Origin of the sequence: Asticcacaulis aquaticus, assembly GCF_028550415.1 — a bacterium.
In the GTDB taxonomy this organism is placed as follows: Bacteria; Pseudomonadota; Alphaproteobacteria; order Caulobacterales; family Caulobacteraceae; genus Asticcacaulis; species Asticcacaulis aquaticus.
In genome coordinates, this window is sequence record NZ_JAQQKX010000003.1 from 169,910 (window position 1) to 193,774 (window position 23,865).

Annotated in this window: 27 protein-coding genes; 22 read left to right on the plus strand and 5 right to left on the minus strand. The window is 61.4% G+C overall.

The genetic code is table 11. The features are described from left to right. Positions 1-139: 139 nt before the first annotated feature. From PQU92_RS05580 to PQU92_RS05610, 7 genes are all read left to right on the plus strand, one after another. A complete protein-coding gene (locus PQU92_RS05580; RefSeq protein ID WP_272747219.1) occupies positions 140-1,054 on the plus strand; it encodes an Hsp33 family molecular chaperone HslO in 915 nt (304 codons plus the stop codon). Positions 1,055-1,116: 62 nt separating this feature from the next. Then, a complete protein-coding gene (locus PQU92_RS05585; RefSeq protein WP_272747220.1) occupies positions 1,117-1,467 on the plus strand; it encodes a GFA family protein in 351 nt (116 codons plus the stop codon). Between the two features lie 120 nt (positions 1,468-1,587). Continuing rightward, complete coding sequence (cysG, locus tag PQU92_RS05590; protein WP_272747221.1) at positions 1,588-3,021, plus strand: siroheme synthase CysG; 1,434 nt, start codon at positions 1,588-1,590, stop codon at positions 3,019-3,021. Then, a complete protein-coding gene (locus PQU92_RS05595; RefSeq protein ID WP_272747222.1) occupies positions 3,018-3,329 on the plus strand; it encodes a DUF2849 domain-containing protein in 312 nt (103 codons plus the stop codon). Before cysG ends, PQU92_RS05595 begins: the two co-directional genes overlap by 4 nt. Beyond that, entirely contained in the window at positions 3,330-4,973 is a 1,644-nt protein-coding gene (locus tag PQU92_RS05600) for a nitrite/sulfite reductase (protein ID WP_272747223.1), read from the plus strand. Then, positions 4,960-5,478, plus strand: a complete 519-nt coding sequence (locus tag PQU92_RS05605; RefSeq protein ID WP_272747224.1) for a DUF934 domain-containing protein — start codon at positions 4,960-4,962, stop codon at positions 5,476-5,478. The genes PQU92_RS05600 and PQU92_RS05605 overlap by 14 nt, the downstream gene beginning before the upstream one ends. 1 nt (position 5,479) lies before the next feature. Continuing rightward, positions 5,480-6,220 carry a phosphoadenylyl-sulfate reductase gene (locus tag PQU92_RS05610; protein ID WP_272747225.1) on the plus strand — a complete coding sequence of 247 codons (741 nt, stop codon included), beginning with the start codon at positions 5,480-5,482 and terminating at the stop codon, positions 6,218-6,220. Here PQU92_RS05610 and PQU92_RS05615 read toward each other — a convergent pair. The 4 genes from PQU92_RS05615 to PQU92_RS05630 all read right to left on the minus strand — a co-directional run bounded on the left by PQU92_RS05615 (position 6,217) and on the right by PQU92_RS05630 (position 9,404). Beyond that, positions 6,217-7,476 carry an MFS transporter gene (locus PQU92_RS05615; protein WP_272747226.1) on the minus strand — a complete coding sequence of 420 codons (1,260 nt, stop codon included), beginning with the start codon at positions 7,474-7,476 and terminating at the stop codon, positions 6,217-6,219. The genes PQU92_RS05610 and PQU92_RS05615 overlap by 4 nt on opposite strands. A 90-nt stretch (positions 7,477-7,566) precedes the next feature. Next, positions 7,567-8,256, minus strand: a complete 690-nt coding sequence (pseF, locus tag PQU92_RS05620; RefSeq protein ID WP_272747227.1) for a pseudaminic acid cytidylyltransferase — start codon at positions 8,254-8,256, stop codon at positions 7,567-7,569. Further along, the gene (locus PQU92_RS05625; protein ID WP_272747228.1) at positions 8,253-9,182 is read right to left on the minus strand and encodes a phytanoyl-CoA dioxygenase; all 930 of its coding nucleotides are present in this window, start codon (positions 9,180-9,182) and stop codon (positions 8,253-8,255) included. The genes pseF and PQU92_RS05625 overlap by 4 nt, the downstream gene beginning before the upstream one ends. After that, entirely contained in the window at positions 9,183-9,404 is a 222-nt protein-coding gene (locus PQU92_RS05630; protein WP_272747229.1) for a phosphopantetheine-binding protein, read from the minus strand. It abuts the gene before it with no gap. 111 nt (positions 9,405-9,515) lie between these two features. Between PQU92_RS05630 and PQU92_RS05635 the strand changes: the two genes are divergently transcribed. From PQU92_RS05635 to PQU92_RS05690, 12 genes are all read left to right on the plus strand, one after another. Continuing rightward, entirely contained in the window at positions 9,516-10,577 is a 1,062-nt protein-coding gene (locus PQU92_RS05635; protein WP_272747230.1) for a 3-oxoacyl-ACP synthase III family protein, read from the plus strand. Between the two features lie 7 nt (positions 10,578-10,584). Continuing rightward, entirely contained in the window at positions 10,585-11,667 is a 1,083-nt protein-coding gene (locus tag PQU92_RS05640) for an aromatic ring-hydroxylating oxygenase subunit alpha (RefSeq protein WP_272747231.1), read from the plus strand. Then, the gene (locus PQU92_RS05645) at positions 11,664-12,458 is read left to right on the plus strand and encodes an SDR family NAD(P)-dependent oxidoreductase (RefSeq protein ID WP_272747232.1); all 795 of its coding nucleotides are present in this window, start codon (positions 11,664-11,666) and stop codon (positions 12,456-12,458) included. The genes PQU92_RS05640 and PQU92_RS05645 overlap by 4 nt, the downstream gene beginning before the upstream one ends. Before the next feature lie 5 nt (positions 12,459-12,463). After that, positions 12,464-13,258, plus strand: a complete 795-nt coding sequence (locus PQU92_RS05650; RefSeq protein WP_272747233.1) for an alpha/beta fold hydrolase — start codon at positions 12,464-12,466, stop codon at positions 13,256-13,258. After that, positions 13,248-13,490, plus strand: a complete 243-nt coding sequence (locus PQU92_RS05655) for a phosphopantetheine-binding protein (protein ID WP_272747234.1) — start codon at positions 13,248-13,250, stop codon at positions 13,488-13,490. Before PQU92_RS05650 ends, PQU92_RS05655 begins: the two co-directional genes overlap by 11 nt. After that, positions 13,487-14,596 (plus strand): AMP-binding protein, encoded by a 1,110-nt coding sequence (locus tag PQU92_RS05660; RefSeq protein ID WP_272747235.1) that lies wholly within the window; start codon positions 13,487-13,489, stop codon positions 14,594-14,596. Before PQU92_RS05655 ends, PQU92_RS05660 begins: the two co-directional genes overlap by 4 nt. Beyond that, on the plus strand, positions 14,593-15,324 hold the full coding sequence (locus PQU92_RS05665) for an SDR family NAD(P)-dependent oxidoreductase (protein WP_272747236.1): 732 nt from the start codon (positions 14,593-14,595) through the stop codon (positions 15,322-15,324). The genes PQU92_RS05660 and PQU92_RS05665 overlap by 4 nt, the downstream gene beginning before the upstream one ends. After that, a complete protein-coding gene (locus PQU92_RS05670; RefSeq protein ID WP_272747237.1) occupies positions 15,324-16,325 on the plus strand; it encodes a ketoacyl-ACP synthase III in 1,002 nt (333 codons plus the stop codon). Before PQU92_RS05665 ends, PQU92_RS05670 begins: the two co-directional genes overlap by 1 nt. After that, entirely contained in the window at positions 16,262-17,314 is a 1,053-nt protein-coding gene (pseG, locus tag PQU92_RS05675) for a UDP-2,4-diacetamido-2,4,6-trideoxy-beta-L-altropyranose hydrolase (protein WP_272747238.1), read from the plus strand. Before PQU92_RS05670 ends, pseG begins: the two co-directional genes overlap by 64 nt. Then, entirely contained in the window at positions 17,307-17,867 is a 561-nt protein-coding gene (locus PQU92_RS05680; RefSeq protein WP_272747239.1) for a GNAT family N-acetyltransferase, read from the plus strand. The genes pseG and PQU92_RS05680 overlap by 8 nt, the downstream gene beginning before the upstream one ends. A gap of 50 nt (positions 17,868-17,917) precedes the next feature. After that, positions 17,918-18,394: a peptide-methionine (R)-S-oxide reductase MsrB gene (gene msrB / locus PQU92_RS05685; RefSeq protein WP_272747240.1), complete on the plus strand. Its 477-nt coding sequence runs from the start codon at positions 17,918-17,920 to the stop codon at positions 18,392-18,394. A 253-nt stretch (positions 18,395-18,647) separates the two neighbouring features. Beyond that, positions 18,648-19,010: a hypothetical protein gene (locus PQU92_RS05690; protein WP_272747241.1), complete on the plus strand. Its 363-nt coding sequence runs from the start codon at positions 18,648-18,650 to the stop codon at positions 19,008-19,010. A gap of 77 nt (positions 19,011-19,087) precedes the next feature. Here PQU92_RS05690 and PQU92_RS05695 read toward each other — a convergent pair whose 3' ends face one another. Continuing rightward, the gene (locus tag PQU92_RS05695) at positions 19,088-20,521 is read right to left on the minus strand and encodes an aldehyde dehydrogenase family protein (protein WP_272747242.1); all 1,434 of its coding nucleotides are present in this window, start codon (positions 20,519-20,521) and stop codon (positions 19,088-19,090) included. Positions 20,522-20,840: 319 nt separating this feature from the next. Here PQU92_RS05695 and PQU92_RS05700 point away from each other — a divergent pair, with 319 nt between their 5' ends. The 3 genes from PQU92_RS05700 to PQU92_RS05710 all read left to right on the plus strand — a co-directional run bounded on the left by PQU92_RS05700 (position 20,841) and on the right by PQU92_RS05710 (position 23,782). Further along, positions 20,841-21,998: a DegT/DnrJ/EryC1/StrS family aminotransferase gene (locus PQU92_RS05700; protein ID WP_272747243.1), complete on the plus strand. Its 1,158-nt coding sequence runs from the start codon at positions 20,841-20,843 to the stop codon at positions 21,996-21,998. A 280-nt stretch (positions 21,999-22,278) separates the two neighbouring features. Beyond that, a complete protein-coding gene (locus tag PQU92_RS05705) occupies positions 22,279-22,467 on the plus strand; it encodes a hypothetical protein (RefSeq protein ID WP_272747244.1) in 189 nt (62 codons plus the stop codon). Between the two features lie 31 nt (positions 22,468-22,498). Then, a complete protein-coding gene (locus PQU92_RS05710; RefSeq protein ID WP_272747245.1) occupies positions 22,499-23,782 on the plus strand; it encodes an ammonium transporter in 1,284 nt (427 codons plus the stop codon). Positions 23,783-23,865 lie beyond the last annotated feature (83 nt).

The following is a 23,865-nucleotide window of genomic DNA, read 5'->3' on the forward strand; positions in this document are numbered from 1 at the left end:
GTGATTATTTGCCTTCGGCGCGGCTTTTTTATACTGATGCGATGGTTTATGCTGGCTAACTTCCGAAGTCTCGTCTTGAAACTGGTCGAGACTGAAACTATCTGGGCGGCTTGCCCTTCTTTTTGTGTGAAATACCTAAATGACCGCCACGACCTTGCCCACTCAGGACTATGCCGCCCGTTTCGTGATCGACACCCTGCCGGTGCATGGCCGACTGGTGCGGCTGGACGAGACCCTGAACCGTATCCTTGATGCCCACGCCTATCCGGAGCCGGTGGCGACGCTACTGGGCGAGGCCTGCGTGCTGGCCGTGCTGGTCGGTTCGGCGCTGAAGTTCGATGGCCGTCTGATCCTGCAGGCCCAGGGCCGTCCCGATGAAGGGGGCGGGCCGGTGCGATACGTCGTGGCCGATTACGACACACGCGGGACGTTGCGCGGCTTTTGTCGTTACGATGAGGGCGAACTGGACGCGCTTCAGGCTGCCAACCAGGGCAATTTCCAGTCGCTGGGGGCCATGCAACTGCTCGGCAAGGGCACCTTCATCATGACGCTTGAGCCCGACGCGGCCTCGGGTCTGGGCGACCGCTATCAGGGTGTGACGCCGATCGAGGGCGACAGCCTGTCTTTGTGCGCGGAATACTATTTCGCCCAGTCCGAACAGGTGCCGACCCAGATCAAGCTGGCCGTCTCACACGTGGACGGTCAATGGCGCGCCGGTGGGGCGATGATTCAGGCCACCGCGGGCGACGATGCCCGCGGCGATACGAAGGACGCCTTCGAACATATCCGCGCCCTGTTCGCGACGCTGGGCGAAGACGAACTGACCGACTTCGACATCGACGCCGAACGCCTGCTCTATCGTCTGTTCCACGAAGACGGCGTGCGCCTGTCGCCGCTAATGCCGGTGGCGCAACAGTGCCGCTGCTCGCAGGAACGCGTCGAGGATCTGGTCAAGTCGTTCTCCGCCGTCGATCAGGAAGATATGATCGAGGCCGACGGTCAGGTGCATATTACCTGCGAATACTGCTCGAAGACCTATCACGTCGCGCCGTGATGGCCGATTGATTTTTAACGCGCTTGCGTGTCTTATCCGGTAACGAAAACCGGGAGCGCGTTATGACCACACATCAGGGAAGCTGCCATTGCGGGAAGATCGCCTTCGCGGTCGAGGGCGATTTCAGCGAGGCCATCGACTGCAACTGTTCGATCTGCCGCCGCAAGGGTTCGCTACTGGCCTTCGTGCCGCGCGACAAACTGGTCCTCAGCACGCCGGAAGCGGATATTTCGACCTACACCTTCAACAAACACATCATCCAGCACCATTTCTGCGGGACGTGCGGCACCTCGCCCTTCGGCGAGGGCAAGGGGCCGGACGGTTCGGCCATGGCGGCGGTCAATCTGCGCTGCGTGCCGGATGTCGATCTCGATAGCCTCAAAATTAATAAGTGGGACGGGGCCTCACACTGACAAGCATTAAATAGCCGCTCTAAACCTTCGTCACACAAACCATCGCTTTCCTTGGTCGGGTCAAAGGATTAGAAGACCGGCAATGGGGCCGTCAGCGCCCCTTTTTGCCGTGGTTTTCTTATGCTCGCATTGCCGCTGTCCTGGCCGCTGGAAGGCCGTCGCGTCGTCCTGATTGGGGCGGGGGACTGGCTTGCGCGTAAGCTGACCCTGCTGCGCCGGACCCCGGCGCGCCTGAGCGTCTATACGCCCGACGGCGGGACATTCGACATTGAGACCGAGCAACGCTGGCCTGAGGTCGCTGACCTTAGCGATGCAACGCTGGTCGTTGTCGCCTTCGATGATCGCGCCAAGGCCGAACGTGGGGCGGCACTGGCCCGCGCGGCGCATCTGCCCGTTAATGTCGTCGATTTCCCCGATCTGGGCGATTTCCATATTCCGGCGATCATCGACCGGGGCAGCCTCAGCATCGGCGTCGCGACCGGCGGGACCGCTCCGGTTCTGGCCCGCGAGACCCGCCGCAAGATCGAAGCCGCCGTGCCGCCGTCGGAAGCCTTCCTCGCTGATTTCGCCACACGCCTGAGCCCGGCTCTGCGCGAAGCCTTCGCCAATGTCGACGACCGTCGCCGGGTGTGGGAAGCCGTGCTCGACTCGTCTGCCGCCCGTCTGGCGCGCGAAGGCAAGGTCGAGGCGGCGCTGGAGCAGGCGCGCAAGGACATTCAGAACTCGCCGTCGCGCACGGGCGTCGTCCATCTGGTCGGGGCCGGTCCAGGCGATCCGGAACTGCTGACGCTTAAGGCGCTGCGCCTCCTCAGCGAGGCCGATGTCATCGTCTATGACCGGCTGGTCGGCGACGGGATCATGGACATGGCGCGCCGCGACTGCGAACGCTTCTATGTCGGCAAGGCGCGCTCGAACCATTCGGTGCCGCAGGATCAGATTCACACGCTTCTGGTCGAACAGGCCAAACTCGGCAAGCGCGTCGTGCGTCTGAAAGGCGGCGATCCGTTCGTTTTCGGGCGGGGCGGCGAAGAGGTCGAGGCCCTCAAAGCCGCCGGGATCGAGGTCCATATCACGCCGGGGATTACGGCTGCGCTGGGCTGTGCGGCGTCATCCGGCGTGCCGCTGACGCACCGCGATCATGCGCAAAGCGTGAGTTTCATAACCGGTCATGCCCAAGCGCCCGCCGAAAAGTGCGAAGCGGTTTTCGGAAGCGAGGGCGCGACCACTAAAAAAGAGGGGGATTTTGAGCATAATCCCCTCCAACTCGACTGGGATCGTCTGGCGGCGAAGAACCATACCTTGGCCGTCTATATGGGCGTCCATACGGCGCAGACCATTTCGGATAAGCTGACCGCGCACGGTCGCGATCCTGAGACGCCGGTTCTGGTCATCGAGAATGGCACCCGCCCGAACGAGAAACGCAGACTGACCCGTCTGTCTCTGTTGCCCGACGCCCTGCGCGCCGATCCGCCGCAAGGCCCCGCCCTGCTGATGATCGGCGAAGTGGCGTCTCTCTATACCCCTACTGCACCTGAACTCGGGATTTCCCTATGAAGCTACTGACTGCCAATCGCCTGACCGACGGTCTGGTCCTGTGGTATCGCGACGGCGACGACCTGAGCGGCTGGACGGAAAACGCTGTCGACGCCGCGCGTCTGGACGACGAGGCCGCGACCGCGCTTTTGGACGTCTGGAAGGCGCGCGAAACGCTTCTGGTTGCGCCATATCTGGTGCCGCTGGTCGATGATCACACGCTGGTCAAGCGCGAATATGTCCGTGAATTTGTCCGCGCCAACGGCCCGACCATCGGCCAGACCGCGCTCGATACCGCCAAGCTCCAAAATCGCGGAGAGGTTTTCTAAATGTACGTTTACGATCAGTTCGATCACGCCGTCGTCGCCGCGCGCAACGCCGAATTCAAGGATCAGGTCGCCCGCCGTCTGGCCGGTGAGCTCTCCGAGGATCAGTTCAAGCCGCTGCGCCTGATGAACGGCCTGTACCTGCAACTGCACGCCTATATGCTGCGCATCGCCGTGCCTTACGGTGTACTGTCGTCGGCCCAGATGCGCACCTTTGCGCACATCGCGCGGACCTATGACCGCGACTTCGGCCACTTCACCACGCGTCAGAACATCCAGTTCAACTGGATCAAGCTGGCCGACACGCCGCAGATTCTCGAAGACCTGGCGAAGGTCGAGATGCACGCCATCCAGACCTCCGGCAACTGCATCCGCAACACCACGACCGATCAGTTCGCCGGGGCCGCGAAGGACGAGATCGACGATCCGCGTCCGTGGGCCGAACTGATCCGTCAGTGGTCGACCTTTCACCCGGAATTCACCTTCCTGCCGCGCAAGTTCAAGATCGCCATCACCGGCGCGACGCGCGACCGGGCGGCGATCCGTGTCCACGACATCGGCCTGCAACTGACCGCCAACGGCTTCGACGTCTATGTCGGTGGCGGCATGGGTCGTACGCCGCACCTCGGTCACCTGATTAAATCGGGCGTACCGGGCGAAAAGCTGCTCAGCTATCTCGAAGCGGCTCTGCGCGTCTATAACCGCTATGGTCGCCGCGACAATATCTACAAGGCGCGGATCAAGATCCTCGTCTCGGCGCTGGGGCCGCAGGAATATGCGCGTCAGGTCGAAGAGGAATGGGCCTCGCTCGATCAGGCGAAGATCGACGCGCCCTATGCCGAAATCGCCCGCATCAAAAGCTTCTTCCCGGAGCCCGACTATACCGCTAAGGCGTTCGACGCTGCGGCGCTGGACCGTGCGAAAGCCGCCGATCCGGGCTTTGCCCGCTGGGTGCGCAACAATACGTTGGCGCATCGCCGCGACGACCATGTCTCGGTGACCATTTCGCTCAAGCCGACCGGTTTGCCGCCGGGCGACGCCTCGTCCGAGCAGATGGACGTCATGGCCGACCTCGCCGACGACTATGGCTATGCCGAACTGCGTGTCAGCCATGAGCAGAACGTCATCCTGCCGCATGTGGCCAAGGCCGACCTCTACGACCTCTATCAACGTCTGGATAAGACCGGTCTGTCTTCTGCCAATGTCGGCAAGATCACCGACATGATCGCCTGCCCCGGCCTCGACTATTGTTCGCTGGCCAATGCCCGTTCGATCCCGCTGGCGCAGGATATCTCGAAGCGTTTCGAGGATGCCGGTTATACGGACAAGATAGGCGATCTTCAGATCAAGATTTCCGGCTGCATCAACGCCTGTGGTCACCACCACGTGGGCCATATCGGCATCCTGGGCGTCGATAAGCAGGGCGAGGAATTCTACCAGATCCTGCTCGGTGGCCGGGCCGATGAACAGGCTGCTCTGGGCGCGATCACCGGCAAGGGCATGCCCGCCGAAGCCGTGCCGGCCGCCATCGAACGCGTCGTCAACCTCTACCTCGAACTGCGCACGGACGAATCCGAACGCTTCATCGACACCGTTGGCCGTCTGGGCCGCGAAGCCTTTGCCGGAGCCCTGCATGAGCCTGCTTAATTCCTCGCATGAGCCGAAACTGGTCACCGCCGACGGCACCCTGATCCCCGACGGCTGGCGTCTGCTGGCCGACGACGAAACCGTCGGCGTCGACGAGCCGAACGTGCTGGGCTTCGACCGCGCCTTGGCCGAACTCGACGGCCTGAACGGTAAGTATGGTGTGCGCGTCAATCCGGCGGATGACGTGCGCAAGCTCTTGCCGTTCATCGACAAGATCGCCCTGATCGAGGTCGCCTTCCCGGGCTACCGCGACGGCCGCGGCTATTCGACCGCCCGCATCCTGCGCGAAGAAGGTTTCACCGGCCCGATCCGCGCCGTCGGCGACGTCCTGCGCGATCAGTTACTGTACATGATCCGCGTCGGCTTCGACGAGTTCCTCGTCAAGGACGCCGATCCGCAAGGGGCCATCGCCCACGCCAAGAGCCTGTTCGATTACGCCTATCAGTCGGCGGCGGATGACCTCAAGCCGGTGTGGCAATTGCGGCAGGAAGCCACCGGAGCGTAAGATGACCGTTCTGATCAACAATCTGGTCGTCGATACGCCGGAGCATGAGCGGGCGCGCCAGTTGAGCGCCAAGTACGAAGGTTGGAACGCGGAGTCGATCCTGCGTGACGCCATCGACCACGAATTTGTGGGACAGATCGCTCTGTCTTCTTCGTTCGGGGCTGATGCCGTGGTGCTGCTGCATCTGGTGGCGCAGATCGACCGCACGACGCCGGTCATTTTTCTCGACACCGATCGGCACTTTTTTCAGACCCTGCAATATCGCGACGAACTGGTGGCGCAGCTTGGGTTGACCAATCTTATCAATCTGCGCCCGGCGCTGGAAGATGTGCGGGCGCTGGACCCGAAGAACGTCCTGTTCCAGAGCGATCCGGACGCCTGCTGCGACTTCCGCAAGACGAAGCCGCTGGCAGCGGTGACGAAGGATTACGCGGCGTGGATTTCAGGCCGCAAACGCGCTCAGGCCGCGACGCGCAAGGCCATGCAGATCGTTGAATTCGACGGACGCAATTTCAAGATCAATCCTTTGGCCGACTGGACGGCGCAGGACGTGGCCGACTATATCCGCGCCCATGATCTGCCACCGCATCCGCTGGTCGAACAGGGCTATCCGTCGATCGGTTGCTTCACCTGCACCAAGCCGGTCGAAGAGGGGCAGGACGCCCGTTCAGGTCGCTGGGCCGGTCAGGACAAGACCGAGTGCGGCATCCACCTCAGCGTCTATGACGGCGGTGGGATTTAAACCTCCACTGCCCCATAGCCCTTACGGCGGTCGTTGAGTACCGACACGACCCACATCAGCAGTCCGCCCAGCGTCAGGGCGCAGCCGACCCAGCCGGCTGACGGAAAGCCGTACCCGGCGGCGACGGCCATCCCGGCGAGATACGGCCCCAAGGCGTTGGCCGTATTGAAGGCCGAATGATTGAGCGCGGCGGCCAGAGTCTGGGCCTCACCGGCAACGTCCATCAGGCGCGTCTGCAACATGATGCCCAGTCCGCCGCCGCAGCCGATCATGAAGACGACCACGCACATGGCCCACAGCCAGGGTGTGGCGAAAACGAACAGCACCATGCACAGGGCGCTCCACAGCAAACAGGCGGCGACCATCGGCATCAGGGCGCTGTGCTGGCTGGACAGAGACAGAGCCGTCCACATCGGCTGAATCGAAGCGGGCAGGGGCTTGTCCGCCGCCCAGCCGCAGAACAACGTACCTGCGGTCATGCCGATACCGAAGATGCACAGCACGACCGGCACCATGGCGGGTGCGACATGCGTGACCTCCAGCAGCGTCGAGGCGACGTAGGTATAGACCGCGAACATCCCGCCGAAGCCGATGGCCCCGATGCCGAGCGTCAACCATACCTGCGATTTTTTCAATGCGCCCAGTTCACGCAGGGGACTGGCGTCTGTGTCCGGCACGTCCTGCGGCGCATAGAGTGCGATCAACAGCACCGTCAGGGCCGCCAGTCCGGCGACAATGCCGAAGCCCCAGCGCCAGCCGATGGCCTGCCCCAAAGCATTGGCGGCGGGCACGCCGATCACGGTAGCGACCGTCAGACCAATCATGATTAACGACACGGCCTGGGCGCGCTTGTGGTTGGCGACCAGCGATGCCCCCACCAAAGCAGCAACCCCGAAATAGGCCCCGTGCGGCAGACCGCTCAGGAAACGAAACAGCAGCATCGTATGATAGTCGGGTGCCAGCGCGCTCAGGCCGTTGGCGATGCCGAAAACGATCATCAGGCCGATCAGCAGGGTGCGCCGCGACAGCTTTGCCGCCAGAATGGCGATGGTCGGCGCGCCGACGACGACCCCCAGCGCATAGGCGCTGATCACGTGTCCCGCGACGGGTTCGCTGATGTTCAGGCCCCGGCTGAAATAGGGCAGCAGGCTCATGGCGGCGAATTCGGTCGTGCCGATGGCGAACGAACCGACGGCCAGCGCGAATAAAACCACCCCCGGATGAACTTTGGGATGAACTTTGGGGAGAGGGGACATACGAACTCCGGCTGCACACACAAAAGACAGCGCTGTCTCTGTAGCAGGTTGGAACTGGCTCGTAAATTCCGAAACTATGGGTTCAGTAAATCACGATTTGTGACGGGTTGCCGCGTAAAGCTGTTCGGCGACGGCCCAGTCTTCAGGTGTGTCGATATCGACGACCTCGGTGCGCGGCAGGATGACCGGGGCGGCGTCCGGCGAAAACACGCTTTCGCCCGCCAATGTCGCCTCGGTCCAGCTCCAGTAAAACTGCGCCGCGTCGTGATAGGCTTCGACCAGATCCTGTGACCGGGTGCTCAGATGTTCGGGTTGGAACATGGCCACCCCGCCATCAGGTGTCCGGTACAACGCGCGCTGAATGGGGAAAGCATAGGACGTCACTGAAAAGGCAAACCGCTTACCCTGCAAGGCTTGCCAGCCTTCGATCAGGCGTTCGGCGGTCAGGAACGGCGCGGTGGCATACACGCAGCATAAGGCGTCGGGACGTTCGCCCTGCTCGGTCAGCCAGTTGGCGGCGTGGATCATGACCGCGCCGGTCCCGGCCTGATCGTTGGACAGTTCCGATGGGCGCACGAAGGGCGTCTCGGCCCCAAACGACCGCGCAACCCCGGCGATCTCGGCATCGTCGGTCGAGACGATGACGTGGTCGAACAGGTCTGTCTCTATGGCCGCGCGGATCGAATAGGCGATCATCGGCTGGCCAAAAAACGGCTTGATGTTCTTGCGCGGGATGCGTTTGGAGCCGCCGCGTGCTGGGATGATGCACACGCGCCTCATCGCAGGAACACCTTGTTAGTATAGGGATCGTAGCCGCTGGGATTGTCCATAATCGGTGCTTTCGGCGAATGCGGCGACGGATAGAGATTATACTGAATAGCCAGCAACAGGCGCGGCTTCGCGACCGGCAGCAGCCCCTTATGAAAGCCGTAGACGTCTTCCATGAACCACGACCCGGCGGGGCCGGTGATGCGCACGACGTTTTCAGGGCCGAAGGCCTCGCTGATCGTGTCGTCGGTCTGAGCCTTACCGGTTTCCAATATGCGCGACCGCTGAGACCCCTTCGCATAGACGTGCGGTCCGGCCTCATTGTCGACCTCGGTCAGATAGTAGAACAGCTTCACATTGCGCACACAGTCATAGTCGCGATGGAAACGCTGAACGCCCTTGGACACGTCGCGCCCCGGCCACGACCACATACAGCCGATATTGTCGAGCACGGGTTTGGCACCGAGATAAAGCTCCGCGGCGGCCAGCACGTCGGGCCGGTTCATCAGGTCGAGCATGTGCGGGGCGCGCAGCACCTCTTCCGGCGTGAAATAGCCGATATTGACCTCATCCGACGGCACGGCGTCCCAGGCGAACGTCCCCAGATGCGGACGATAGGGATCGTGGCACGGCGTGGTTTTGAAGTAGCTGACCACATCGTTCAGTATGTCTGAAGCAATCGGCGGCTGGACGGCACTGAACCCGTCACGGCGCAGATCCCTGCACAGGGATCGCGCCACCGGCGACAGCTTGAGGCCGGGCGTTTTTGGATGGAAGGCGCTGACGATATTGCCCACGCGCCGACGCCCTTTCAGGCCCAGTGCCGGGAGCAGATCGTAGGCGATATTGCGCTCGTCGGCGCGGGCGCGGGCAAGGAAGTGCGACCACGACGGCACGCGCGTTTTCAGACGCTCGGCAAAGGTGGTCGTCTCCGGCACTTAAAGCTCCGCGACGGCGGCCAGATCGTTGAGCGTTACGGCGTCTTTCAGCTTTTCGCCATCGACGATGTGGCCCAGATCGGAATCGACCATGGCGACGAAGGAGATGACCGACAAGCTGTCCCAGTTGCCGATGTCGCGCACCTTTTCCTCGCCGGTCAGACCGGCGGGGTCGATTTCGAGGATTTCCGCGACGGCGGCAAAGAAGGCGGGTTTGTCCATGATGAATTACTCTCTAAGGGCGAAGTTGAGGCTGATGGAATCGCCTTTTCGTCAATATTTGCTTAAAACTTGATAACTAAGGTTAACGACGCGAATTTTAGTGGAGTCCACATGACCGACGGCGTGTTGCAGGGGGTATCGATCCGCGGCGTGCGCGCCTGCGTGCCCGCGCAAAGCCGGGGCATAGACGGCCTGATCCCCGACGAGGCCGAACGCACGCGCCTGACCGGCTCGATCGGCGTGCTGTCGCGCCGTATCGCGCCCGCGGGTGTCCTGACGTCGGACCTGTGCAGCCGCGCGGCGGAAAACCTTCTCGCTGATCTCGGCTGGGAAAAAGACAGCGTCGACGTGCTGATCCTCGTGACGCAAAATCCCGACTATGTGATTCCGGCGACGGCCTGCGTGCTGCAAACGCGGCTGGGGCTCGGCAACTGTCTGGCCTTCGATATCAATCTCGGTTGTTCGGGCTATACCTACGGCCTGTGGACGGCGGCCAGTTTGCTCAAAACCCTCACCGTCGAAGGTCGTCCGGCGCGCGCGCTTCTGCTCGCCGGCGACGTCAGTTCGGCGCGACTGCTGCCGGATGATCGTTCGACCGTGCCTCTGTTTGGCGATGCCGGATCGGCGACCGCGCTGGAAATCGATCCCGAGGCATCCGACATCTACGGCGTCTTCGGCACCGATGGTTCCGGTGCGCCGCATATCCTGATCGAGGCGGGCGGCACGAAGATGTCGCTCATGCCACCGAAAGAGCCGGTATCGCCCGAAGAGGCGGAAAAACTGTATAAGGCCGCGCGGCTGCATCTCAACGGTGCCGAGGTCTTCAATTTCACGCTCAAGGCCGTGCCGCCGCTGATGAAGGCCATCCTCGAACGGTCGCAAGCGACGGTCGAAGACATCGACTACGTCCTGTTCCATCAGGCCAATGCCTTCATGCTCAACCACCTGCGCAAGAAATCCGGCCTCCCCGAGACCAAGGTGCCAGTGGCGATGGAAAGCTACGGCAATACGTCCTCGGCCTCGATCCCGCTGACCCTGTGTGCGTCTCTGGCCGATGTGCTGGACGTGCCGAAGCATGTGGTCATGATGGGTTTCGGGGTCGGCTGGTCGTGGGGCGCCTTGAAATTGACCCTGCACCCGGCGGTGCGCCCCGCCATTGACGAGTACGCCTGACATGCAGATGGGCGCAGTCACCTCCGATTTCTATCACCGCGACGCCGTCTTCGCGGCGGAGATGGACCGTGTCTTTCGCCCAAGCTGGCTGTGTGTCGGCTTTGCCGAAGATCTGAAAAATCCGAACGACTTCATCACGACCGACATCGGGCCGCACGGCATCGTCGTGCAGAATTTCAAGGGCGAGCTGCGGGCGTTCAGAAACGTCTGCACGCATCGCTTTTCGCGGCTCCAGACCGAACCCTGCGGCAATCGTCCCCTGACCTGTCCCTATCACGGCTGGACCTTCGGCAAAGATGGCGCACCCGTTGGCATCCCGTTCGAGCGGCAGAGCTTCGGATTTTCCGCGGAAGAAAAGGTGTCCCTGAGCCTCGATACCTACGCGGTCGAGGTGGTTGGTAATTTCGTCTTTGTACGGATGGAACCGGGTGACGTGACCCTGCGCGACTATCTGGACACCTATTACGACATGCTGGCGCATCTGGGCGGTCTGTGTACCGACCGGGTCGAGAGCGAACGTTTCGTATGGGAGGGCAACTGGAAGCTGGCTATGGATAATGCCGCCGAGGCCTATCACGTGCCGCTGGTTCACGCCGACAATTTCAGCCTGATCCTGCACAACGATCTCAGCATCACGACCGAGGGCGAACATGCGACCTCAACCGGTGAGTTGAAAGAACGTTCGGTGAAATGGTGGGCCAATGCCTGTAGGGCGCTTAAGATCGAGCGGTCTGATCAGTGGCAGGGCTATATGAGCGCCGTTATTTTCCCGAACATCGTCCTCACCTTTTCCTACGGTGCGTTTCTGACGTTTCAGACCTTCGATCCGATCGATAAGGATTGTTTCACCATCAAGACGGCGGCGTGGATCGGCACCAATCGCGGTGGCGCAGCGCGCGCCATGATTCACGAAAACCTGCGCGAATTTACCGCCAGCGTCCGCGCCGACGACGAGCACATCATCGCTCAGGTCCATAAGGGTACGCGCGATCTGCCGACGCCGCGCCGCGCGGTTTTAGGCGCGATGGAGGCCGGTCCGGCGCAATTGCAACGCGCCTACGCCGAACGCATGAAGGGCGTACTCGCATGACCGACCTGATCCCGAACACACCATCGGCGCGACGCCCTTTCAATCCTCTGTCGCTCGAAGGCCGCACGATCCTCATCACCGGCGCGACCAGCGGCATCGGTCAGGCGACGGCCGTCTATCTGTCGAAGCTTGGGGCACGGATCATCGCCACGGGCCGTGACGAGACGCGCCTGCAAATGACGCTCGATCAACTGTCCGGCGACAGCCATGTGGGTCGCACCTGCGACCTCGGTGAAGCCGATAAGATCGCCGTCTGGATGAAGCAACTGTGCGCCGATCATGGCCCGCTCAACGGTCTGGCGCATTGCGCGGGCATCCAGACGACGCGCCCGCTTCAGGCGATCAATCTGGCCTATGTGACCGAGATGCTGAACGCCAATCTGGTCACGGCCTTCATGCTGCTTCAGGCGTTCCGCCTCAAGGCCTGCCACCATCCCAATGCTTCGGCTGTATTAGTTTCCTCCTCCTCGGCCTTGAAATGCGCGCCGGGTAATTCGGTCTATGCGGCGTCGAAAGGCGGCATCATTTCCGCGACCAAAGGACTGGGCGTCGAGCTGATCCGCGATGGCATTCGCGTCAATGCGGTGGCTCCAGCTCTGGTCGATACGCCTATGTCGGATCGGTTCAAATCGGTCCTGTCCGAGGATAATTTCCAGCGTGTCGTCGACATGCATCCCCTCGGTCTCGGGCAGCCCGACGATGTAGCGGGCGCGATTGCCTTCCTGCTGGCGGATACGTCACGCTGGATCACCGGCTCGGTCATCACGGTCGATGGCGGGTTGCTGGCGTGATGCTCGTGGCCGAAAAACCCTCGCGCAAGATCAGCCTGTCGTACACGGACGGTTCGCAGGGCCGCATCAGCTTCCTTGAAATGGGGCGTGCCGATGCGGCTGCCGTTGTGTTCGTACACGGCTTTGCAGCAGACCTTCTGACGTGGCAGTTCTGTCTGGTGCCGATGGCCGCAAACTATCGTGTCATCGCGATTGACCTGCCCGCACATGGCAAGACGCACGATGCCGCGGGCGATTGCAGCCTCGACTATATGGCCGACTGGCTCAATGCAGCGCTGAACCTACTAGGCGTCGAAGCGGCCCATATTGTCGGTCATTCGATGGGCGGGCGTATCGCTCTGGCCCTAGCTGAAGCCCATCTGGAAAAAGTGCTTAGTCTGTCACTGATCGCACCAGCGGGGATCGGCGGACATTTCCATCGCGAGGCCTTCGAGCGCTATCTGTACGAAGGCAGTGAGGCCGCCGCCCATGCGGCCGCCGTTCAATTGGTCGGCACGGACAATACCGCTTATATTCCGGCCCTGACGTCGTCCTTGATCGCCGCCGCGACACCGGAACGCCGCGAAACCCTGTTGCGGTTTCTACGTCGCATCGAGTCCGCATCGGGAGATCTCGGCGTCTATGACTGGTCGCAGCTACACTGTCCGGTGACGGTGCTGTGGGGGGATCAGGACCGCATCATTCCCGTGCCGGACGGCTTGCCCAACCTTCGACGGATCGACGGTGCAGGCCATGTGCCGCATATCGAGGCCTCGCGCCGCGTCACGAACCATATTCTGGAGTTTCTCAATGTCCTTTGACCTTGTCCGTACTGAGTTGACGCAAATCCTGACGGACAAATCCGCGCCGGTGGTGGAGATCACGCCGGACACGGTTCTCCTCAACGGACCGCTGGATATCGACAGCCTGGATCTGGCGACGCTGGTGGTGACGCTGGAAGAAGCGACGGGCTTACAGCCGTTCCGTGAAGGTTTTGTCCTGTTTCATACGGCGGGCGAACTCGGCGCTCTGTTCACGAAGGCTGCCGGATGAACCTGAGCCTCGACACGCGTTTTGAACTGATCGAAGGCGGACAGGTATTCACTGCCGCCGATCTGCGCACGCGTGCCGAAAATGTCTCGACGGTTGTAACCGTCACGGGCGATCACCCCGTTGCCGATCTGATTGCAGCTCTGATTGCGATATCGGAAAATGGGACAGACCTGTTCGTTCAGCGTAATTCCGACGCCGAGATTCTGGTGCCGGATCAATCGCCGGGTCGTGTGTGGTTGCAGACCTCCGGCACCACGGGCACGCCCAAATGGGCAGGCCATGATCTGTCTAAACTAACGCAAAAAATCGCTGCCGGATCAGGAGCGAAGGCGCGCTGGTTGCTGACCTATCATCCGTTCAGCTTCGCCGGGGTACAGGTCGTCTTGTCAGCCATGATCGGCGGTCACACCCTGATCGCGCCGCCGCTAAAGGCTTCGGTGTCTGATATGGCCGGGCTGGCGGAGGCCACGCAACCGACCCATATCAGCGGCACCCCTACCTTCTGGCGCGCCTTCCTGATGGCCGCGCCGAACCTTGACCTCAAGAGCGTGACACTGGGCGGTGAGGCCACGGACCAGGGCCTGCTCGACGCCCTGCGTGCGCGATTCCCGAACGCTCATATCCGCCATATTTACGCCACGACCGAGGCCGGGGTGGTGTTTACGGTCAGCGATGGCAAGGCGGGTTTTCCGGCGACGTGGTTGAACGATCAACTGGCCATAACCGAGCACGGCACTTTGAGCGTCAACGGGCGCGATACCCACGATGCGGTGACCATCGACGGCGACCGTGTCCTCTTCCGCGGGCGGCTGGATTCGATGGTCAATATCGGCGGCGTGAAAGTCTTCCCCGAAGAGGTCGAGGCCTATCTTCTGACCTGTACGGCTGTGCGCGATGTGCGGGTCACCGCCCGACCAAACCCCATCACAGGCCATATCCTGACCGCTGAAATCGCGCTTGATCCGTCAGCGGATGAAACCGGGGCGAAGGCGCAAATCAAGGCCCATATCCAGACCTTGCCGCGCGCCCAGAGACCGGTCAGTCTTTCTTTCGTCGAAGCGATCCCGTACGGCGAAACAGGCAAGAAATCGAGGGCTGCATCATGAGCCAATGGGTAATCGTCAGCGGCGTCAGCCGGGGCCTGGGCCACGCTATCGCGCTGGATTTGCTGGCGGCCGGATATGACGTAGCGGGCTGTTCGACGACCCTGAGTGACGAGGTCAAGGCCCTGCAATCCGAATTTGGTCCGCGCTTTGTCTGGCAGGCGACCGACATGGGCGACAACGACGCCATCGATGCCTTTGTGGCGGGATCTATTGCGCATTTCGACGCCCCGCCGTGGGGTGTGGTCAATAATGCCGGCATGTCGGTCGAAGGCATTTTGTCCACCCTGCCGTTGGCCGATATCGAGCGCGTCTTGCAGGTCAATCTGACCGGGGCGATAGCTCTGACGCGTGCCGCCTTGCGTCGGATGATGCGCACGCGCAAGCCGGGGCGGATCATCAATATTTCCTCGATCACCGGTTCGCGCGGCTATACGGGCCTCAGCGCCTATGCGGCGTCGAAGGCGGGCATGGACGGCTTCGGTCGCGCCCTGTCGCGCGAAGTCGGGCGGCTGGGGATCACGGTCAATTCCATCGCACCGGGCTATATGAAGACCGCCTTGTCGGCCGGACTGGATGACAAGCAGCTCGATCAGATCGTGCGCCGTACGCCGCTCAACCGGCTGTGCGAGCTGAGCGACATCACGCCTTTGGTGCGTTTCCTGTTGTCGGATGAGGCGGCGTTCATTACCGGGCAAACCCTCACCGTGGACGGGGGGCTGACCAGCTGATGACGGCCTTTGCCATGACAGCTCCGGTGTTGCGCGGCGTGGTCACAGCCATGCCCGAAGCCGTGTCCGAAAATGCCGATCTGGCGCCGCAGTTCGGTAGCGAGGTCATGGCCAAGATCATCGCGGCCACCGGCATCGAACGCCGCCCGGTCTCCACCGTTCACACCGTGTCGGAACTGGCCGTCGTGGCGGCTGAAACACTGATCGAGGCGCTGGAGTGGGCGCGTGACTCGATTGATCTGCTGGTCGTCGTGACCCAGACGCCGGACTATCCTCTGCCGTCCACGGCCTGCGTCATTCAGAACAAGCTCGGTCTGGGGGCGCAGGTGGCGGCCTTCGATCTGGGGCTTGGCTGTTCGGGTTACGTGTACGGATTGTCGGTCATCAGCGCCATGATGCAGGCCGGAAACATCCGTCGCGCCCTGCTGGTGACCGGGGACATGACCTCGCGCATGATCTCCGACGATAACCGCGCGCTGGCCCCTTTGTTTGGGGATGCGGTGTCGGTGACGGCTTTGGAGACAGGCCAAGCGACCGCAGCTTTCGATCTTGGCTCTGATGGTTCCGGCGCACCCTATCTGATCTCGAAGACCGGCGGTCTGGCCGAACCGGGTACGCCGGAACTGTTTATGGACGGCACGCAGGTCATGGCCTTTTCGCTCCGTCAGGTCGCGCCGTCGATTGCGCGCGCTTTGACGACGGCGGGCAAGGACATTGCCGATATCGACCACGTTATCCTGCATCAGGCCAATGCCCTGATGCTGCGGACTCTGGGTCATAAGATCAAGGCGCGCGACGATCAGATGGTCTATGCCGTGCGCGACTACGGCAATACGTCCTCGGCCTCGATCCCGCTGGCCCTGTGCGACTATCTGCCGAAGCAACCACCCAGGGATCGCCTTGAATTGCTGCTGTGCGGGTTCGGGGTAGGCTGGTCGTGGTCGACCGCTGTGTGGTCGACGCCCGCGCCCGCCATCGCTGCCATCGTACAGGTGCCCTGATGCGGATGTGGGTGCGCACCGAAGCCTCGACGCGGATCGGCCTGGGGCACTTCATGCGCTGTTTCGCTATCGCCGAAGAGGCTCGCCACCACGAAATCGAGGTCGTGTTTCTGCTCAACGAAGCGCCGGACGCCGCCATCGCGCGCCTGCAATCCATCGGTGCGAAATGGCGCTGGATGGAGACGCGGATCGGCTCACCCGAAAACGCTGCGGCCATCAAAACCGTGGTCCCGAAAGGCGATGTCCTGCTGCTCGATTCCTATGCGTTCGACGCCGATAGCTATGATCGTCTGTCGGCGGACTATTATCTGGCCGTGATGGATGATCTGGCCGAAGTTTGCCCCCTTAAAGCACACCTGATCGTCAATGCCGCCGGATCGGCGGTCGATCTGCCCTATGCCGAGATCGCGCCCGACGCCACCCTGTGCCTCGGCCCTGACTACGCGCAAATCCGCCGCGAGTTCCGTCGTCATTACCCAGCTCCGCGCCGCCCGCACATCTGCATCATGTTCGGCGGGTCCGATCCCAAAGGTCTGACCGCCATCTGTGCCGAAGCCTTGCTGGAGTCCGCCCCGGCGATGGATATTCGCCTGATCGTCGGTCCTGCCAATGCCAATGTCGATGCCTTGCGCCAGCTCTGTGCGAAGCGAGCGGGGCTAAAGCTCTACCTGTCGCCCGACAATGTCGCTGAAGTCCTGACCGGTGCCGAACTGGTCGTCACCGCGGCGGGGGGCAGCGTCGGCGAAATCGCCGCCATGAACCTGGCGGCTCTGGTCATGGTCGTGGTCGATAATCAGGTGGCCGCGCTCAAATCGTCGCCCTTTCCGGTCCTCGACGCCCGCAAGGGCTGGCCCACCGACTTCGCCCTGACCATCGAGGCCCTGATGGGCGATGCCGACATGCGGCGTGAGATCGCCGCCCGCGCGCACGGGCTGATCGACGGCAAAGGCTGCGAACGCATCATAAAGGCGATCCGATCCCATGGCTGAGTTCCTCTCCTACCGCCCGATCACGCCCGACGATGCGATGCTCCTGCTCGATTGGCGAACAGCCCCGCATATCACGCGCTATATGCTGACCGACGTGCCCTACGATATCGAGCGCCAGAAGGCCTGGATCGAGCGATCCAATGCCCGCGACGACTACCATCACCGCATCATCCAGATTCACGGCAAGGATGTCGGCTTCTGTTCTCTGACCGTCACCGATAAGGCCAACCAGATCGGCGAGGTCGGGGTCTATATCGGCGACCCGGAGGTGCCCGTTGCCCTATCGATGTACAATTTCCTCGGCACGCTGAACCATGCCTTTTTTACGCTGGGTCTGCATAAGCTGGTCAATCACGTCGTCGACTGGAACGATCGGGTGATCCGTACCCAGGCCTTTATCGGTTATCGTCACGTCGGTGTTCTGAAGAACCATGCTTTGAAAGACGGTGTGCGGCATGATTTGCATATCTTCGAGCAGGAAGCGTCTGAATGGGCCGCCTTCCGTAAAAAGTTTCGCGACACCCGTGATTGGGATGGGAACGAGACTATATAAGACGAAGAATTGGGGCCGCAGGCCCCAAACCCCGGAACTGGAAGTTTAAAATGGCGAAATCGAAACTCGGCTTTGACCTGACGCCACCCTCAAAAGAACAAATCGATCAACTGGCCGCGCGGCTTGATCCCGAAGCGCGGCGCATCCTGCTCAATCATGGCACCGAACCGCCCTTCTGTGGCAAGTTCGACGAGTACGAGGACGAGGGCATCTATACCTGCGCCCTGTGCGCCTTGCCTTTGTTCAACTCTCGCGCCAAGTTCCATTCCGGTTCCGGCTGGCCCAGCTTCTATGAAAGCATCGGCGAAGGCCATATTCATTATCTGCGCGACGTATCGCACGGCATGGTGCGGACTGAAATCCGCTGCGGGCGTTGCGACGCCCATCTGGGTCACGTCTTCGATGACGGCCCGCGTCCGACCGGTCAGCGCTACTGCATGAATTCGGTGGCCATGGACTTCGTACCAGAAGGGCAGGCACTGCCGGATTTGTTACAACGCGACGATCCGGTGCAGGTAAAAATTTAGCGTTGTGCGGCGCATTATGATTTTGGCTTTCTGATTATCGTTTGCAAATCGGCAGGTTATTTTCATATATACTCCGTTAACTGACTAAAAAATAATGCCGAAAAATCGCATTTTTTAGTCCGAACCCTGATTATTTCACTTGAAAATTCCAAATAGCGGCGCATCCTCAGGGGTGCAGCCTTGGGTATGGTTGTGCCTCAGAGACAGGCTTCACCCAATGCAACGGAAAACAAGAGTAACAGGAGTGAATATCATGAAGACATTGGTTCTGGGGGCGCTGGCCGTCTGCGGCGTCATGGCGGCGGGTTCGGCGTTTGCGGAATGCGACGCGACGCAGGAAAAGATGGTGGGCAAGGCGATTGCCGACGTCGTGGCGTCCGAGACAGGGAAGGTCGCTCCGGCGCAAAAGGAAGTCGTCGATCTGGATCGTTGCGAAGGCGGCAGCTCGCATTTCGATACGCGCTTCAAGTACAAGGCCGTGATGGCCGATGGTAAGGTCGCATGGATCGAAGGTCGCGCCCGCGGCACCGACGACCGCATCGAAGATATCCGTTATACGCGCGCCAGCACCGAACTGGCGGCCTTTGCGCAGGGCGCGATGGTGGCGGCTCGATAACAAAAAAAGCGACCCCGTTTCCGAGGTCGCTTTTCTTATATCATGGGGTTTGGGGGCTGTGCCCCCAAGCCTTTTCTTTAACCCGCGAAGGTATAGGCCGTCTTGACGATGGTGTAGAATTCCTTCGCGTAGGCGCCTTGTTCGCGCGGACCGTAGGACGAGCCCTTACGGCCGCCAAACGGAACGTGGTAGTCGACACCGGCGGTCGGCAGGTTGACCATGACCATGCCCGCTTCGGCGCGGCGCTTGAAGGTCTCGGCCGACTTCAGCGAGGTCGTGCAGATACCTGCCGACAGACCGAATTCGGTGTCGTTGGCGACCTTGATGGCTTCTTCCAGATCCTTGACGCGGATGACCGAGGCGACCGGGCCGAAGACTTCTTCCTTGTTGATCGCCATGTCGACGGTCGTCTTGTCGATCAGGGTCGGGGCGTAATAGTAGCCCGGCGTACCGAAAGTCAGGTCTTCACCACCGGCCAGAATCACGCCGCCTTCGGCCTTGGCCTTGGCAACCGCCTCCTGAGCGATCTTGAGTTGCTCTTGGCTGGCGATCGGGCCCATCTGGACGCCGTCGGCGCGCGAGTCGCCGACCTTGATGGCCTTGGCGGCGTCGGCGAGGGCGGCGACGAATTTGTCGGCGATGCCTTCGGTGACGATGATGCGCGACGACGCCGTGCAGCGGTGACCCGACGAGAAGAAGGACGAGTTCAGCACGGAATTGACCGCGACATTGAGGTCGGCGTCATCAAGGACGACGACGGGGTTCTTACCGCCCATTTCGCACTGGATGCGCTTGCCCTTGGCGACGGCGGCGTCACGGACGCGCGTGCCGGTGGGGACGGAACCGGTGAAAGAGATGGCGTCGCAGCCGTCGATCATCAGCGGACCGGCGACCGAACCGCGGGCGAAGACGACGTTCAGCACGCCCTTGGGCAGACCGGCGCGGGTCAGGATGTCGGCCAGAGCCCAGGCACAGGCCGGGGTCAGCTCGGCGGGCTTACAAACGACGGTGTTGCCGAAGGCGATGGCCGGAGCCATTTTCCACGCCGGGATGGCGATGGGGAAGTTCCACGGACAGATCAGACCGATCACGCCGACGGCTTCGCGGGTGATCTCGACCTTGACGCCCGGGCGGACCGAGTCGAGGACTTCGCCGTGGGCGCGCAGGGCTTCACCGGCAAAATACTTGAAGATGTGACCGGCGCGAGTGACTTCGCCGATGCCTTCCGGCAGGGTCTTGCCTTCTTCGCGCGACAGAAGCGCGCCCAGCTCGGCCTTGCGCGCCAGAATCTCGGTCCCGGCATTGTCGAGGACGTCGAAGCGCTGTTGCGGCGTCGAATATTGCCAGGTCTTGAAGGCTTCCTTCGCGGCGGCGATGGCGGCGGTGACTTCGGCTTCACCGGCGGTCGAATAGGTGCCGATGATGTCGTTGGTGTCCGACGGGTTGATGTCGTTAAAGGTGCTGCCCGTCACGACCCATTCGCCGTTGATCAGATTGCCGTATGTGGTCACTGTCCGCTCTCCCGGAAGATATGAAAGAATGCTGCGCGATTATGGTAGCGCTAACTTTGGCCGCCTGTGGTCGCGCAAATGCCGCCCTGCGTCAACCATGTCCGGCTAAAAAAGTAAAATGCCGGAACGGTATGGATCGCTGCGCAGATCGGCAGGTTCGAATACGCGGCCCTTATATAGACAAAAGTCTGACAAATTAAAGAGCGAAAGCCTCATGCGATCTTGTAATTTTGGGTAATGCCTTTTGAGATGCGCCGGACTCAGAACCTGTTACACCGTCAACGACTGTATTTTCAGGCTTTTTAAAGTGAGGCACAGCATGGCTATTCCGTTTATCGATCTCGGCGTTCAGCGCGAACGCATCGGCTCGTCCATCGAATCCGCCGTGCTCAAGGTCATCGGTCACGGTGCCTATATCATGGGGCCGGAAGTCAAAACCTTCGAAGCCAATCTGGCCAAATTCGCCGGATCGAAACACGCCCTGTCCTGCGCCAACGGCACGGACGCTATCGAACTGGTCCTGCTGGGACTGGGCGTCGGTGAGGGCGATGCCGTTTTTGTGCCCGCCTTTACCTTTGTGGCCACGGCCGAAGTCGTACCGATGACGCGCGCCGAACCGGTCTTCGTCGATATCGACCCGAAGACCTACAATATGGACCCGGCCAAGCTTGAAGCCGCCATCGCCGCCGTCAAGGCCGAAGGACGCCTGAAGCCCGCGGCTGTCATCGCGGTCGATCTGTTCGGTCAGGCCGCCGACTATCCGGCCATCTCAAAAATCGCCAAGGCACATGGCCTGCCGCTGATCGCGGATTCGGCGCAGGGCTTCGGCTGCACCATCGACGGCAAGCAGCCGCTGGAATGGGCGGACGCGACCTCGACCAGCTTCTATCCGGCCAAGCCGCTAGGTTGTTACGGTGACGGCGGTGCGGTGGTGCTGAATGACGATGCCCTGCTGGAAAAGCTGATCTCGTACCGTGTTCACGGCGGCGCGACGCCGACTGACGCGGCGACCATGAACTATACGCACGAAGCCAAGTACCTGAACGTCCGTATAGGGATGAATTCGCGCCTCGATACCATTCAGGCGGCGGTCCTGATCGAAAAGCTAGCTATCTTCGCTGAGGAGATCGATCTGCGTCAGGCCGTTGCCAAGCGTTATAACGACGCGCTCGACGGCTATGTGACCAGCGTCCCCTATGTGAAGGACGGCTACGTCTCGACCTGGGCGCAATATACGATCGAGCACGAAAACCGCGATGCCCTGCAACTTGCCTTACGCGAAAAGGGCATTCCAACGGCGGTCTATTACCCGATCCCGCTGCATCAGCAGCCGGGCTATGCGAAGTTCACATCCGGCACGGGTGACCTGAGCGTGTCAGAAGCCAAGTCAAAGACGGTGATCAGCCTGCCGTTCAGCCCGTACCTGACGGCGGAGACGCAGGCCGAGATCGTCGCCGCGGTGAAGGCGTTTAAGTAAGCTCTCGCGGTTTGGTTCGCATTAATTGAATGGCCCCCACCACCGCATCTAGCGCTTCGCGCGTCGTGCGGTCCCCGGCACCGGCCGCCCGGCTCCCCGCCATTATTCCTTATGTGGTTTCGTCTGAGGTAATGGCAGGGAGGTACAAGGAACTGTGTTTTTTCATCTCTCCCTGACCGTATCGCGGTTTATCCGCACAATGAAAACGGTCGGGGAGGGGGACCGCGCGAGCGAACGTAGTGAGTGAGATGTGGTGGTGGGGGCCATTCGATGACTCAGTATGAGCAAAGGACTTCCCCCCGCGTTGCAACACGCTGAAATCCCATTTGTGAAGTTTTTTGCCGGATGGCGCAAAATTTGCTCGCTTTTCGGTAAATTTTCGCGCAAAGAGCAAAAATGCAGGAAAACATTTGACGAAAGCCGCCCGGCCCGCTGGACCGCGACGCTTTTGCGGATGCGAGTTTCCTGAAAAATAAAACGACCAATCGACCGAGACATCTATGACAGCGACGACAACGAATGTGGTTGAAACGGCAGCGCCGGTGCTTCTCAAGCATCAGGCGGCGCTGGCGCTCGACACCGGCCATACGTCGTGGATCATCGTCTCCACCGCGCTGGTATTGCTGATGACCCTGCCGGGTCTGGCCCTGTTCTACGGCGGCATGGTGCGCAAAAAGAACGTTCTGTCGGTGCTGGCGCAATCGGTGGCCGCCGCCGTCATCGTTTCGGTGCTGTGGATCGTCATCGGCTATTCGCTGTCCTTCGGGATCAACGGCAATGAGGGCGTCAACCGCTTCCTCGGTTCGTTCGACGCCTTCCTGCTCAATGGTGTGACCATGAACACGGCGTTCGGCCTCGCGCCGCAATTGCCGGAGTTCCTGTGGGTCGCCTATCAGATGACCTTCGCTATCATCACCCCCGCCCTGATCGCCGGCGCGTTCGCCGAGCGCATGAAGTTTTCGGCCTTCGTCCTGTTCACCGCCCTGTGGACCCTGTTCGTCTATGCGCCGATCTGCCACTGGGTGTGGGGTGGCGGTTTCCTCGGCAGCGAAGGTGTTCTGGACTTTGCCGGGGGTGCCGTAGTTCACGTCAATTCGGGCGTCGCGGGCCTGGTCTGCGCCATCGTGCTGGGCAAGCGTCGCGGCTTCCCGCGCGAATATATGGCCCCGCATAATCTCGCCTTCACCATGATTGGCGCGTCGCTGCTGCTGGTCGGCTGGCTTGGGTTCAACGGCGGTTCGGCCTGGACGGCGGATGCGCTGGCCAGCGTGGCCGTGCTCAACACCATCGTCGCCGCCATGACCGGCGCGATCGGCTGGACCATCCCGGAGTGGATCGAGCGCAAGCAACCGACGGTTCTGGGCATGATTTCGGGTCTGGTCGCCGGTCTGGTCGCCATTACCCCGGCGGCGGGTTTCGTCGATCCGAAGGCCTCGCTGCTGATCGGTCTGCTCGGGGGCGTGGCCTGTTTCTTCGGCGCGACCGCGCTCAAGAAAGCCTTCAAATACGACGACAGCCTCGATGCGTTCGGCGTCCACGGCGTGGGCGGCATCGTGGGTGCCATCCTGACCGGCGTCTTTGCCAATGCGACGATCAACGCGGCGGGCGAAAACGCCAGCGTGATAAAACAGGCGCTGGGCCTTGTAGCCGTCATCGGCTGGAGCGCGCTCATTACATTCATTATTCTGATGATCTGCAAATACACCACCGGCCTGCGTGTGGACGAAGAGCAGGAAATCGAGGGTCTCGACGCGACACAGCACGGAGAGGCCCAGCACGGATAGGACCCGGAACCCACAACAGGGCAAAGGGGCTAACCGGAACCGGTCAAGGCAAGCCCCGCTCAAGATCAAAGTGGAACGACCCA